Origin of the sequence: Desulforhopalus sp. IMCC35007, assembly GCF_005116575.1 — a bacterium.
GTDB lineage: Bacteria > Desulfobacterota > Desulfobulbia > Desulfobulbales > Desulfocapsaceae > Desulforhopalus_A.
The window spans coordinates 91,674-104,738 of sequence record NZ_SWCN01000001.1 but is presented as its reverse complement, the minus strand read 5'-3'; the positions used below and the strand labels follow the sequence as shown (position 1 = coordinate 104,738).

At 47.2% G+C, this 13,065-nt stretch carries 11 protein-coding genes; 2 read left to right on the top strand and 9 right to left on the bottom strand.

Annotated elements, in window-relative coordinates; translation table 11 throughout:
- Position 1 precedes the first annotated feature (1 nt).
- The 4 genes from rpe to dnaG form a co-directional block, all read right to left on the bottom strand.
- Positions 2–688: a ribulose-phosphate 3-epimerase gene (rpe, locus tag FCL48_RS00460; RefSeq protein WP_136870269.1), complete on the bottom strand. Its 687-nt coding sequence runs from the start codon at positions 686–688 to the stop codon at positions 2–4.
- Positions 689–752: 64 nt separating this feature from the next.
- Positions 753–1,859, bottom strand: a complete 1,107-nt coding sequence (dprA, locus tag FCL48_RS00455; protein ID WP_136870268.1) for a DNA-processing protein DprA — start codon at positions 1,857–1,859, stop codon at positions 753–755.
- A 103-nt stretch (positions 1,860–1,962) separates the two neighbouring features.
- Positions 1,963–3,618 (bottom strand): sigma-70 family RNA polymerase sigma factor, encoded by a 1,656-nt coding sequence (locus FCL48_RS00450; protein ID WP_136870267.1) that lies wholly within the window; start codon positions 3,616–3,618, stop codon positions 1,963–1,965.
- Positions 3,619–3,831: 213 nt separating this feature from the next.
- Positions 3,832–5,631, bottom strand: a complete 1,800-nt coding sequence (gene dnaG / locus FCL48_RS00445; RefSeq protein WP_136870266.1) for a DNA primase — start codon at positions 5,629–5,631, stop codon at positions 3,832–3,834.
- Positions 5,632–5,989: 358 nt separating this feature from the next.
- Between dnaG and FCL48_RS00440 the strand changes: the two genes are divergently transcribed.
- Together FCL48_RS00440 and FCL48_RS00435 are read left to right on the top strand one after the other, a co-directional pair.
- Positions 5,990–6,880 carry an HDOD domain-containing protein gene (locus FCL48_RS00440; RefSeq protein ID WP_136870265.1) on the top strand — a complete coding sequence of 297 codons (891 nt, stop codon included), beginning with the start codon at positions 5,990–5,992 and terminating at the stop codon, positions 6,878–6,880.
- Positions 6,877–8,568 carry an AarF/ABC1/UbiB kinase family protein gene (locus FCL48_RS00435; protein ID WP_136870264.1) on the top strand — a complete coding sequence of 564 codons (1,692 nt, stop codon included), beginning with the start codon at positions 6,877–6,879 and terminating at the stop codon, positions 8,566–8,568. Before FCL48_RS00440 ends, FCL48_RS00435 begins: the two co-directional genes overlap by 4 nt.
- Positions 8,569–8,609: 41 nt before the next feature.
- On the opposite strand, the gene FCL48_RS00430 is transcribed toward FCL48_RS00435, so the two are convergent.
- From FCL48_RS00430 to metG, 5 genes are all read right to left on the bottom strand, one after another.
- Positions 8,610–9,317 carry a triose-phosphate isomerase family protein gene (locus FCL48_RS00430; RefSeq protein WP_136870263.1) on the bottom strand — a complete coding sequence of 236 codons (708 nt, stop codon included), beginning with the start codon at positions 9,315–9,317 and terminating at the stop codon, positions 8,610–8,612.
- 27 nt (positions 9,318–9,344) lie between these two features.
- The gene (locus FCL48_RS00425) at positions 9,345–9,641 is read right to left on the bottom strand and encodes a DUF167 family protein (RefSeq protein WP_136870262.1); all 297 of its coding nucleotides are present in this window, start codon (positions 9,639–9,641) and stop codon (positions 9,345–9,347) included.
- Positions 9,642–9,822: 181 nt separating this feature from the next.
- The gene (locus FCL48_RS00420; protein ID WP_136870261.1) at positions 9,823–10,653 is read right to left on the bottom strand and encodes a DivIVA domain-containing protein; all 831 of its coding nucleotides are present in this window, start codon (positions 10,651–10,653) and stop codon (positions 9,823–9,825) included.
- Positions 10,654–10,713: 60 nt separating this feature from the next.
- Positions 10,714–11,013 carry a YggT family protein gene (locus tag FCL48_RS00415; RefSeq protein WP_136870260.1) on the bottom strand — a complete coding sequence of 100 codons (300 nt, stop codon included), beginning with the start codon at positions 11,011–11,013 and terminating at the stop codon, positions 10,714–10,716.
- A gap of 17 nt (positions 11,014–11,030) precedes the next feature.
- Positions 11,031–12,974 (bottom strand): methionine--tRNA ligase, encoded by a 1,944-nt coding sequence (gene metG, locus FCL48_RS00410; RefSeq protein ID WP_205747605.1) that lies wholly within the window; start codon positions 12,972–12,974, stop codon positions 11,031–11,033.
- Positions 12,975–13,065 lie beyond the last annotated feature (91 nt).

Here is a 13,065-nt window from a genome sequence, read left to right as displayed (position 1 = left end):
ATTAGGACGTATACCTGGCCGCTCCAAGATCACCATTCTTCTTGAGAGCCACAATAGTTTCCCTGTAATCTCTACTGCCATACACCGCAGATCCGGCGACAAAGACATTTGCACCAGCTTCGGCAACTTCTCCAATGGTAGCAGGACTGATACCACCATCCACCTCGATGTCGACCTCAAGCCCCATTGCATCTATTCGCTGACGTAACTCCCAGATTTTTGCAAGGGTTGAGGCGATAAACTTTTGTCCACCAAAACCAGGGTTTACTGACATCAACATGACAACATCAACCTCTTCCAGAATATAGTCAAGCGTTGAGAGTGAGGTCGCAGGGTTGAGGACCACACCAGCCTTTTTACCGAGCTCTTTTATTCTTGCAATAGTCCGGTGCAGATGGGTACACGCCTCAACATGAACCGTTATCCAGTCAGCGCCAGCCCTGGCGAATTGATCAACATATTTGTCTGGATCTGATATCATCAGGTGCACATCAAGCGGCCTGCTCGCTATATTGGCTGCGGCCTGAACTACCAGCGGTCCGATGGTGATATTCGGTACAAAGTGACCATCCATAACATCCACATGGATCAGATCTGCACCCGCCTCTTCCACTGCCTTGATTTCGCCACCCAGTCTATTGAAATCCGCTGATAAAATAGATGGTGCAATCAGAATGTCCCGGCTCATAATACTCCTGTATTTTTTATAAAAAAACTAACCTCTTGATGGTCCAACAATCAAAGTTTTTTGCTTATATTTTTCTTACCTGATCCCCAGGCAACATCTCGATCACACCTTCAAGCTCGAGTAAAAGCAACAATTCACTGACTCTTGCAGGAAACATCCCGGACTGAAGAATAAGATCCTCTTTTGTCTGGGCATAGGGTTCAATGATCTGCAACAATGCAAGAGCATCCGGTTCAAGATCCACATTACTTTCTTGTCCCGGGATGTTCATTATATTTTTTACCATCGGTGATAAACCATATTCTTCTCCAATATCGGCAGCACTCATGACAAGTTTTGCACCCTGCTGCAAAAGCCAGTGAGCCCCCTCACTCTTAAAAGAATCAACCTGCCCCGGTACCGCAAACACATCGCGCCCTATATCGAGAGCAATTTGCGCGGTAATAAGAGACCCGGACTTTCGTGCAGCCTCGACCACTACAACACCGGCCGAAAGACCCGCTATTATTCGGTTTCTCGCCGGAAACCGAAAGCCTTCCGGACGTGTACCAAGAAGATATTCACTCACCACCGCACCCCGCTTTACAATTTCAGCAAACAGTTGCCGGTTCTGTCTGGGATAGACGATATCAAGCCCACAGCCAAGAACCGCCACCGTATCGCCCTTACCCTGCAGGGCCCCGCGGTGCGCTTCTGTATCTATACCCAAGGCAAGTCCTGAAACAACGGAAAGAGCATACGAGGCAAGGTTTTCAGCAAGATGAAAGGCGGTTCTTCGCCCATAGGCCGTAGCCGCTCTTGAACCGACGATAGCAACCGCGGCCTGACTCAGCTTTGCAGGGTCCCCTAGGACAAACAGGACAAGTGGAGGATCGACGAGTTGTTTTAATAGAGGAGGATACAGCGGTGATTGATAGCAGATAATATGGGCGCCAAAATCCTGAAGGCGTTTTAATTCTTTCCTGCCCTCAACGTGATAGTTTTTTCCGGAAAGCAGCCCCTTCAGCTGGCTCTGCTTGATTCCCTCAACTTCTTGTAATAATCTGGGAGGGCTTGAGAAAACTGCAGAGGGCTCATTAAAACGGGCGAGTAAACGCCATGCACCGCCTAGCCCCAGCCCGGGGACAAGAGACAGACTCAACCAGTCGAGGGTGGGATCATTAACCGACATATTATATCTTTTGAGGCAAGCTCACATGGGTAATAACAACTTCACACCATTACTCCATGAGGATAGTATTAAGCTTAGGCTTTAACAGTACCGCTACAGAACGCTAATCAGTCATAAAGACTTTGAGTTCCTCAATCCGGGATGGATGTTTTAGCTTCATGATTGCCTGGGCTTCAATCTGACGAATTCTCTCCCGGGTAACAGCAAAACATTTCCCAACCTCCTCCAGGGTGTGGTCACAATCCACATCTATCCCATATCGCATCTGCAACACCTTGGCTTCCCGCGGTGAGAGAGAAGACATGACCTGGTTGAGGCATTCTCTTAAGCTGCCCACCATGGAAAGCTCATCAGGACCCATTTTTTCTTTATCTTCAATGAAATCACCAAGAAAGGTCTCACCGTCATTCCCTACCGGGGTATCTAAAGAAATAGCATCTTTGGCAATCTTGAGCGCTGATTTGACCTTTTCAACATCTGTACCGAGTTGCTCCGCCATCTCTTCCGGCGTCGGTTCACGGTGCTCCTCCAACAGGTAATCTTTTGACACCCTGAGCAGACGATTAATGGTTTCGATCATGTGAACCGGCAGACGAATAGTACGGCCCTGATCTGCAATACCCCGGGTAATTGCCTGTCTGATCCACCAGGTTGCATAGGTACTGAACTTATAGCCCCGGTGATAATCAAATTTTTCCACCGCTTTCATCAACCCGATATTACCTTCCTGAATCAGATCAGAAAACTGCAAACCTCTGTTAACAAATTTTTTAGAAACAGAGATGACAAGACGAAGATTAGCGCGCACCAGACCTTCCTTGGCCTGCTTATACATGTCCCAACCGACATCGACCTCATGAAGTATCAGCCTCAGTTGTTTTTCGTCAACGCCTGACTCCTCCATCATCTGCCTGTTTACCTGGCGCTCTATATCCTCCGGTTTAAGTTCCGTTTGGCCACTTTTCTGCTGTTCAACATGCTCCCCCATCACCTCTACAAAAACCTTACGAAAACGTTTGGATAAATCCTCCAGCCCCGTCGCTATTGCCTTGATGCATTCAGCGCAGATCATTTTATCCTGAAAAAGCTCAACGACAGCCTCTCCTACACCTTCAATTTCAGCAAACAGGTCTTTGGCATTCTGGCCGCCGTGTGTTTCAACAAGGTATTGCTTCATCAACTCCTGCCTGTTTTTATCAAGCACCACAGCCTGTCCAACCCGAGAGAGAAATTCCTTACTTTCCTTGGCAACAATCTTAGGCGTATTTTCTTCAATTCCTGAGATTATCTGGCAAATCTTTTCATAATTATTCTCAAGTCCTTTAACCAATTCAACCAGTGCAGGGATAGCAATAGGTGTTTTCAGCACCGCAGTTTGTACTCTCTTTTTGCCATCCTCCATCATCTTGGCGAGTTTAAGTTCCTCCTCATGGCTTAAAAGAGTAAGGGTTCCCATTTCCCTGAGGTAGATATTCATGGGATCAACTGAAGATATTGCCTTGTCGGATTGCCCCACCCCACTATCTCTGGAGGTCCTCCTCCTATCGTTTTTTCTCCGGTCGCTAAACGTGGTGGATCGACGGTCCTTGAATTCGCTACGCCTTTCATATTTCGCGTCGCTGTAATCTACAGGCCCCAGAAAACCATCTGCTGAATCGTCTTTCGAGCTATAGGACGAGGCCTCTTCCAAATCGCTATAATCCATCATAGCTTCATCCACACTTTTAACGATATCATCGTCACCGCCGGCCAATGTCATACAATTCTCCCTCTACCGAATCTGCATAATTAACAATTTCCAAATGAATCAGCCCGCCCCCGAACCTGCCCATCTCTGGTCTCTATAACCCACCACTGGGTATCACATCTTCACAATCAAACGAAACGAACAAAAATGTCAAGGCTTTTTATGAACCCCGCCTTAAAAACTTTAATATGCTACGATCTCAATTCTTTACAAAAACATCTCAACTCATTCATGGAGTTTTTGTGCCAGTCTAATTTTTTCCATCATCAACTCCATCACAAGCTGGGAATTATTCTCCGCCTGGGCCTTATGCAACTGTTGCATAATCATACTGTTTTCCCGTTTGAGCTGATCTTTTTTTAAGAATTCGACAAAGGCTTCGAGTTCCCTTGCACTCTGCTCTTCTGACACATCAAGATCAGCGGAGGCGTTCAGCAGCAGGTTCGAAACAAATCTTCGTTCGGCACCCTCTGGCAAGACCGACAACAGTTCTTCGGGCTCCGCATCCTCATTTTGTCGGACAATTTTTCCCAACTCGAGGAAAAGAATCTCACCGATACTCCCTTCAAGGCAGTCCCGTATTTTATTATCTGCAAGAACACCATAAACACCTGGGTTGAGAATCATGAACTCCACCAGTTGTTTCTGTTGAATAGACAGGGTTTCGACCCCGGCATACTGTCTGTTTCTGGCAATGTGCGGCCCTTCAGGAATCTCCCGTACCACCTTTTTCTGGAGATGCCGCTCAAGGTCCTCCACCTGCATTCCGAGCTTTTCTGCAAAATGGGATAAAAAGACCGCTCGCTGCAGAGGTGATACGGCGGCATCAAGTAGAGGTTTCAGCTCTTCCACAATCCTTCGTTTTCCATCCAAGCCAAGACCATACTCCGCCACCCACCGGCCTAAAACAAACTCAGGAAGGTTTTCTGCCGTATCCAGCAAACGGTTGAGTGCTGCAAGCCCTTCTTCTCGGATAAAGGTGTCAGGGTCATGACCTGAGGGCATGATTGCCACTTTTCCTGTAATCTGCTCCGCCAGAAAAAGAGGAACAGCCCTCGCTGCAGCCTTGCTACCAGCCTCATCTCCATCAAAAAGCAGGGTCACCTCTTCTGTAAACCGCTTCACCATCCGCAGCTGCTCTCGCGTGAGTGCTGTTCCAAGAGGTGCCACAACGTTTTCACAACCATTTGCAACCAGAGATATGAGATCAAAATTCCCCTCAACAAAGATTGCCCGGTTGGACTGGCGAATATGATCCTTTTGTTGATAGAGCCCAAGCAGCGACTGGCTCTTATTAAAAACGGGACTCTCAGGAGAATTCAGGTATTTCGGCTGCCCCTCACCTATAATTCGCCCTCCAAAACCACAGACCTGACCGCTTATGTTATAGATGGGGAAGACGATCCGGTCTCTGAAACGATCATAAGTGCCCCCCGCCTCTTTGGCTACAAGAAGACCCGCTTCGACCGCCAGCCGCTGTTCCTCCCCCTTGAACTTTGATCCGAGAAAATTCCAGCCAACTTTTTCAACATCAGGGGCATAACCAATTCCAAATCTTTCCTGTATCTCATGGCTCACCCCTCTTTTCAGAAGGTAATCCCTGGCCGCTGCCGCTCCCGGGGATTCCTTGAGATATGTCTTGAAATACTCAGCAGCCCTTGCGTTGATTGAAAACAGCTGAGCTCGTTTGTTTTCCCGCTCTTCGTCTTCCTTTGATCGTCTTCTCTGGGGCAGTTCTATGTGATATCTTTCTGCCAGAAGCCTGACGGCTTCAGGAAAATCAAGGTTCTGCTGTTTCATCACGAAACTAAAAACATCTCCAGACTCTCCACAACCAAAGCAATGGAAGAACTGCTGACCGCCATGCACTGAAAACGACGGGGTCTTTTCTCCGTGAAATGGACACAGGCCTAAGAATCTTACGCCGCTGCGCTTTAAATCAACATGTTCTCCAATAATCTGGACGATATCTGCCTGTTCTTTTATTCGCGCCGTAATGTCTTCCCACGTATCATTTCCTGCCATCGTTGATTCCTTCGAAAGAGTCCTTTGCTGCAAAGAACAAAAGATCTCTGTAGTTTTTACATTTTCCCCAGAGCAAAGTGCCGCAAAATATGCAATATAGCCGAGAAACCATCTGCAGTCATCTGATTTGCCACGATAGTCCTAAAAGCTGTACACTACAGAGACCTTTGTGTTTTTGGGGGCGGTACAACGAATCACCACATCGAGAGCAATTGTTTTTGACACCACTCCTGCAACGCGTTACTGTCATAAGGTCAGAGCTTCAAGCAAAAGACCTGCAAAGGCGATAACATACCGATTACCTGACAAGAACCAGAGAGTTCCTGGCTGGTTTAATTTAACCCAAATGTAGCAGGCCATGTCACAAACACCCATTCAAAAAATACTTGATCAGATAGATACCCTTCCTGCCCTGCCCGCAACGGTCACCCGGGTACTTGCAACCACTTCTGACCCCGAAAGCAGTGCCCGCGACCTCATGCAGGCCATACTCCCGGACCAGACCATGTGCGCTGAAATCCTCAAAATTTCAAATTCAGCAGCTTTTGGCTTACCGCGCCAAGTCAGCACTCTGGAACGTGCACTTATGGTCCTTGGGTTTGATGAGGTGAAAAATATCATCATCAGTAAGGCCATTTTTGCCTCATTCCCTAAAATGGATAAAATTTCTATCCAGGGGATCGGTGTTTTCTGGGAACACGCATTCACCTGCGGTCTGATGTCTAAAATAATAGGCCAACATTACAGGCTTTCCCCCAGTGAACTTTTTATCTGCGGCCTCATCCATGATATAGGTAAACTTGTCATGCTCATGGCTTTTCCCAGCAGCTACCCAATCCTTCAGGAACACTCTCTTTCCAGTCATTTCAGTGTTATCAGCACAGAAAGAGAACTGTATGGAACCAGCCATGACCACATCGGCCTGGAACTTGCCAGAAAGTGGGCTCTTCCGGAACAAATAGCTTACGCCATCGGCTTTCACCATGTCCCTGAAACTGCGCCAGCTCACAGACAGCATTCGCTGATTGTCCAGATTGCTGATCTTCTCTCAATGATCTATTGCTGTACTGATATTTCAGAGGCTGAAGACGTACAAAAAGCAATTTTTGACTTTCTTCCAGAAACCAGAAATTTGTGGCAAAAAAATGGTCTCTCCCTCGGCCCCAACACACTGGGCACCTGGTTTGAGACCCTCCAGCAAACAAGGGAAAACGAGCATCAACTACTCACAGTACTGAGTACCTCATGAAAATCACCTCGATAAAGAAAACCATCCGCAATACCAAAAGATTTGCCGAAATCGTAAAGGTTTTGACAAAGTTTGGATTCCGGCAGCTCGTAATTGATACCGGCCTCAACCGGTTAATGGGGCAAAACAAAAACGATCTCGATGAATCGGTCCCGGAACACTCCAAAAACCTGCCACCACAAGTCAGACTTCGCATGGTTTTCGAGGAACTGGGGCCAACCTTTATCAAACTTGGCCAGCTCCTCTCCACACGCCCCGACCTTATTCCTGCCGAGTGGGCTGAAGAATTTAAACAGCTGCAGGACAACTGTAGCCACGTACCTTTTAATGAAATTTTTGAGGTGCTTGATCTTGAATTTCCTGGCCGACTCAGCCTATTGTTTTCTTCCATCGAAGAGGAGCCTCTCGCGGCAGCCTCGATTGCCCAGGTGCACAGGGCCATCATGCTTGATGGAACTCAGGTGGTCATAAAGGTTCTGCGGCCGGGGGCAAGATCAATTATAGAGGAAGATATGGATCTGGTGGAGATGCTGGCCCAGCTCCTCCAGCAATACTTTTCTGATCTCGGTTACAGCCCCACCGATGTTGCGAAAGAATTTTCCAGAGAACTGCATAAAGAAATTAATTTTATCATTGAAGGCCAGTCAACAGACCGATTGCGCCGCTATTTCGAAGACGACGAGAATATCAGCTTTCCCATCATCTACTGGTCTGCGACAACCAGAAATGTTCTTACCATGCAACACATAAAAGGACGTCTTCTTTCTTCGGTTTCTCCTGGCAGTCTTAGCTCAAGTGACCGAAGGGCCATTGTCGCCAATGGCACTGATGCTGTTTTTAAACAGTGCCTCCGTTTTGGCTTTTTCCATGCGGACCCACATCCGGGAAACATCTTTTTACTCCCCGGTAATAAACTCTGTTTTATTGATTGTGGCATGATCGGCAGGCTCGACCGTAAGACCAGTGACCAGCTTATCAATTTGGTGGCCTCGGTAATAAAGGCCGATATTGATAAACTCTGCAGGGTTGTCCTGGAACTGACCAACGTTGACCCGACAGTCATTGAGAGCAGGGAATTCCGTCTTGAACTCAGGCACCTTACAAGCCAGTTCCAAAACGTTGAGCTGCAACACCTGAATATTACAGGTCTTCTCTCTGAATTTTTCTCCATGCTGCAACGCTACCATATCCAGTGTCCAGGGGATCTCATGCTCCTTACCAAGGCGTTGACCACCATTGAAGGCGTAGCTGAACAATTTGACCCAAGTTTTGACGTACTGGCCCATGTGGAACCACAGATCCAGGAAATTGTCATGCGAAGATACAGTATGGGGGCTATCAGGGCACGCATCGGCAAGACCATGACGAGTACATTTGAACTCCTTGAAGACCTTCCAGGAGAATTACAGCGTTTTCTCGATCACGCAAAGCACAGTCGCTTCACTCTCAATCTCGAACTCAAACGGATTGAACATCTCTCAGAAACAATAGATACCTCAAGCAGGATAATGGGTATTGCTATGATCATAGCAGCGTTGATTGTCGGTTCTTCCATTCTGATCTTGGCTGACCGTATGTCGCACGAACCCGGGTTTATCGGGACTCTCGGGATAGTGGGCCTTATCCTGGCGGGAATTAACACAACGGGTTTTATTATCTCTTTTCTCCTGCCCAGAAAAAAGAAATAACAAGAGTGCCGCACCTTCTGAACAAGAGCAACAGTATGGTTTTAAGCCTTACGCTCCACGCTCTGCTCTGCAAATTCACAAAGTCTGGCAAATTTTTCTGGCTCAAGACTTGCCTCACCGACAAAAAGGCCACTGATCCCCTGAATTGCCAGATACTCTTTAGCATTTTCTTCTGAAACTCTGCCACCATAAACAACCGGCCAAGTTGGGAAAAAAGCGTTTATCCGTTTTACGGCCTCCGTAACCCGATCAACGGATTCAGGAATATTGAACGTGAGCACCTCAACCGGGGTATAAGCCACAATCAGCTCTTTACACTCAATGTCTGCAAGAGGCCTGAGCTGGGAGAGGAGTTCAGAATCTTCAACACAGACAATGGGAATCAGGCCACAGTCGGCGGCTTCTGCAACTTTATTGATTACATCCTGAACAGTTTCATGGCAATAGCGCCTGCGCTCTGCATGGCCGATAATGACATAATCAACCAAAGGTTTCAGCATATCTGCTGCAATCACACCGGTATAGTTCCCACGGGGAAAAGCAGAGACATCCTGGGCTGAGAGCGAAACGTCAGAAAGTTGCAGGCCATCAAGGGTAACGGACAAGCGATCGAGGCAGAGAAAGGTTGGTGCCACAACCACTTTCACCCTGTCACTTTTCCTGTAGGATGTAGAAAATTGTTGAAACCAGTCCAAACCATCATCAATGGTTTTATGACATTTCCAGTTGCCAATCACATATTTTTTCATGGAGAACTCCCTTCCTCAAAATGGAATTTACAAAAACATCTGGACAACGTCCCGAATAGCTCTCGAAGAAATTGAGGTGATAACTACCGTCTTTTTCCTCGACTGCAGGCCTGCTTTCAAGATAATATTTTTTTGATTCACCTTAAAAAGCGCTGAGAGAAATTTTACCACCTCTTTGTTCGCTTTACCGTCAACCGGCGGGGAGGTGATAGAGATCTTTAAGCGCTCATCATGGAGCCCGACAATTCTGCTCTTTGCCCCCCTTGGCTGAACATGTAGATGAAGAATCAGACTGCCATCAGATGCTTCTGTTATATATGGCATAGCTGTTACCCGGAACAGAAAAAAGACAGCATTTTATTCAGGCAGGGAAAAGGAACCCTCACATAAAAAACAGCGACACAGGCAGTACCCATGAGGTACGCCTGCCGCCACCTTTGATGTCCATACAGCGTCTTGCAACCATGGATGGCATGAGGTGGCGTCCTGCGTATCCAGCTTTTTCTTAGAATTTGTCCTCGTCTGTATCTGGAATTTCTATACTTTCGAAAAGATCAGAGAGATCATCACCATCTGGATCTACAAGCTCGTCTGGAAATTCATCCAGGGCATTCAGGTAAGCCAGCAGAGAGTTTTTCAACTCCTCTTTTACCCGACCTTTTTTCTCTTTCAATTCGTTGATTTCTTTAGGTAGCTGGGACAGCTGCGCTTCTGCATCTGCCTTGAATTTTTCAACCTCAAGACGGGCATTCTCCAGGAGCTGGGCTGCTTCTGCTTCGCTTGTTGCGCGCAAACTGTCAGCAAATTTCTGGGCTGCAAGAATCGTCGTTTTAAAATCAACGCCTTCTTTTTTCAATTCATTATTCGTCTCTTCAAGAACCGCAACCCGTGCGCGCAATTTATCAAGCTCTGCCTGATCCTGCTGGCCAAGACCCAGATCCCCCGTGAGTTGCTCTTCAAGTTCTTCTATTTTTACAGTCTGGATCTCATTTTCCTTCTGGAGTTCTTCCGCTTTCTGTTCTGCAACTGCAAGCTTTTCTTTGAGCTCCTCTATCTCCAGGTCTTTATGCTTATAGCCTTCCTCGATATCCGATTGAATCCCATCAGCATTATCCTGACTCGCTTTAACTTCGGCAATAAGGGTTTCTTTTTCTCTGACCAAAGACTCCTGCTCGGCTCGAAGCGCTTCAATTTCTTCAGCCTGAACACGGCTTTGTTCAGTTACTTCAAAAAAATCTTCAGCCAGAAGTTCCAGGTATGCTTTGACTTCAATGGCGTCATACCCTCTGAACTTGATCTGAAACTCCTGGTCCTTTATCGCTTGCGGTGTCAGCATAATCCCTCCTCGTAGTTCCTTAGTACATCATTAAATTATCTTACAGTACAGAGCTCTGTATCAGCCAATCCCCACGGCTATCTGCTTCAACGTCTGAACGAGGAAACTCTGAACAAACATAATCGCCAAAATCAAAATCATCGGAGAAAAATCCAGACCTCCAAAACTCAGAGGGATATAACGACGAATTCGACTGAGTACGGGTTCGGTAGCCTCATACAAAAACCGGACAATTGGATTGTAAGGATCAGCACTCACCCATGAGATTACGGCTCTTCCGAGAATAATCCACATATAGGCTGTTAAAACAAAATCGAGCAACTGGGCCACGGCCATTAAAAAATTATTTACCACAAACATACAAATCTCCCTTTAAATCAAGCCACTTTACTACCACTTGGTATGACCCCACTTACCGAAGTAAGTATCAGTGTTTCTTCGTCTCCGTGTATATCTTTTGCCGCAAGAACCATCCCCTGTGAGGTGACACCCATGAGTTTGGTCGGTTTCAGATTTGCCACAATAATTACCTGCCGGCCAATGACATCCTCTGCATTATAATGCTGGGCGATACCTGCAACGATGGTTCTTTCCTCCGGCGCCTTGACTGTCAGTTTCAGCAGTCGATCCGATTTTTTGATCGGTTCAGCAGCGACAATTTCTGCCACCCTGAGGTCCAGCTTTTTAAAGTCTTCAAAGGAGATGAGGCTGTCATCCTCAGACCCTGCATTGCTCTGCTCTTGTTTTTGAGGTGCAGGTGCAGCCTTCTGCTCTTTTTGCTCTTTTCCCTCTTTTTCAAGACGAGGAAAAAGATTTGCAAGAGTCTGTAGCTGTGTACCTGCCTTAAGAAGCCCCCAGACACGCCCCTGTGTCAGCAGACTGATCCGCGCGTCATCTGCGGCAAGAGAGAGAGCCGCACCCATCTTCACCGTGGCTCCGACCATGACCGGCCGCAAAACAAGGGTGAGCAGGCGAAGACTTTCAAGAATGGTATAGAGTACGGTATCAAGACGTTTAGCTTGTCCTTCATCTTTGGCAAGAGTCCACGGTTCACTGGTGACAATATACCTATTGGCAACGCCTACAAATTCCCAGACTGCCTGCAGGCCAAGATGAAAATTAAACTGACCCATTACCTCCTGGTAACGCGCAAGCATCGTCTCCGCCGCCTCCTGTACCTCAAGGTCTGCAGCAGTATAGGTACCGGGGGCTGGAATGATCCCACTCCGATATTTTTGCACCATGGCAAGGGCCCTGCTGAAAAGATTTCCGAGATCATTGGCCAGATCAGCATTTTGTCTTGCGACAATCGCTTCTGAGCTAAATGATGAGTCGAGACCAAAGGACATTTCACGAAGAGTAAAGTATCTGAGCGTATCAACACCGTAGGCATCGACAAGTTCCTTTGGTCTGACGACATTTCCGATACTTTTTGACATCTTGGTATCATCCACGTTCCAGTAACCATGAACGTGGAGTTTCTGATAGAGCGGTACCTTCATCGCAAGCAGCATCGTCGGCCAGTAGATGGCGTGGGGCTTGAGGATGTCTTTGGCAATGAGATGTTCGGCCACCGCCCAGTTTTCCTCAAACAACTGGCCCTCCGGGTAGCCCAGCCCCGTAAGGTAATTAATAAGGGCATCAAACCAGACGTAGGTGACAAACTTATCATCAAAGGGCAGTTCAATCCCCCAGGTGAGTCTTGATTTCGGGCGCGAGATACACAAGTCTTCCAGAGGTTCGCTTAAAAAGGCAAGAACCTCATTTTTGTATCGTTCGGGCGTAATGAACTCAGGATGTGCATGGATGTGATCAATCAGCTTCTGCTGGTACCTGGACATCCGGAAAAAATAGTTGGCCTCGGCAATTTCTTCAGGAGGCTTCTGGTGGTCGGGGCATTTGCCATCCACCAGCTCTTTTTCTGTGAGGTACCGCTCACACCCCTGACAGTAGAGCCCGGTATATTCATCAAAATAAATGTCCCCACTGTCGTAGACATCCTGAAGAATTTTCTGGACGACCCTTATGTGGTCCGGGTCCGTCGTCCGGATGAAATTATCCGGCTCAACTTCCAAAATCGGCCAGGTACTGCTAAACATGGCGCTGATCGTATCAACATATTCTTTCGGCGCGACCCCTTGTTTTGCCGCCGCTTCGACAATCTTGTCGCCATGTTCGTCAGTGCCGGTCTGGAAGCGTACTTTGTCTCCGCAGAGACGACGAAAACGGCTATAGGTATCTGCGACAATGGTGGTGTAAGCATGCCCGAGATGGGGTTGGGCATTTACGTAGTAGATAGGGGTTGTTATGTAAGTTTTCATTATAATTTTATTTTTTTAATCTCAGTGAGAGTTGTTCCACCATAAACAAGATCGTGAATATCTCAATATCTTAGAGTGCCGGAGTTCGCCC

What these genes read in the sequence shown, in the direction of transcription:
- FCL48_RS00440 (WP_136870265.1), top strand. Translation starts at nt 5,990, where the DNA reads ATGTCACAAACACCCATTCAAAAAATACTTGATCAGATAGATACCCTT.
- FCL48_RS00420 (WP_136870261.1), bottom strand. Translation starts at nt 10,653, where the DNA reads ATGCTGACACCGCAAGCGATAAAGGACCAGGAGTTTCAGATCAAGTTC.
- FCL48_RS00415 (WP_136870260.1), bottom strand. Translation starts at nt 11,013, where the DNA reads ATGTTTGTGGTAAATAATTTTTTAATGGCCGTGGCCCAGTTGCTCGAT.
- rpe (WP_136870269.1), bottom strand. Translation starts at nt 688, where the DNA reads ATGAGCCGGGACATTCTGATTGCACCATCTATTTTATCAGCGGATTTC.
- dnaG (WP_136870266.1), bottom strand. Translation starts at nt 5,631, where the DNA reads ATGGCAGGAAATGATACGTGGGAAGACATTACGGCGCGAATAAAAGAA.
- FCL48_RS00435 (WP_136870264.1), top strand. Translation starts at nt 6,877, where the DNA reads ATGAAAATCACCTCGATAAAGAAAACCATCCGCAATACCAAAAGATTT.
- metG (WP_205747605.1), bottom strand. Translation starts at nt 12,974, where the DNA reads ATGAAAACTTACATAACAACCCCTATCTACTACGTAAATGCCCAACCC.
- FCL48_RS00430 (WP_136870263.1), bottom strand. Translation starts at nt 9,317, where the DNA reads ATGAAAAAATATGTGATTGGCAACTGGAAATGTCATAAAACCATTGAT.
- dprA (WP_136870268.1), bottom strand. Translation starts at nt 1,859, where the DNA reads ATGTCGGTTAATGATCCCACCCTCGACTGGTTGAGTCTGTCTCTTGTC.
- FCL48_RS00425 (WP_136870262.1), bottom strand. Translation starts at nt 9,641, where the DNA reads ATGCCATATATAACAGAAGCATCTGATGGCAGTCTGATTCTTCATCTA.
- FCL48_RS00450 (WP_136870267.1), bottom strand. Translation starts at nt 3,618, where the DNA reads ATGACATTGGCCGGCGGTGACGATGATATCGTTAAAAGTGTGGATGAA.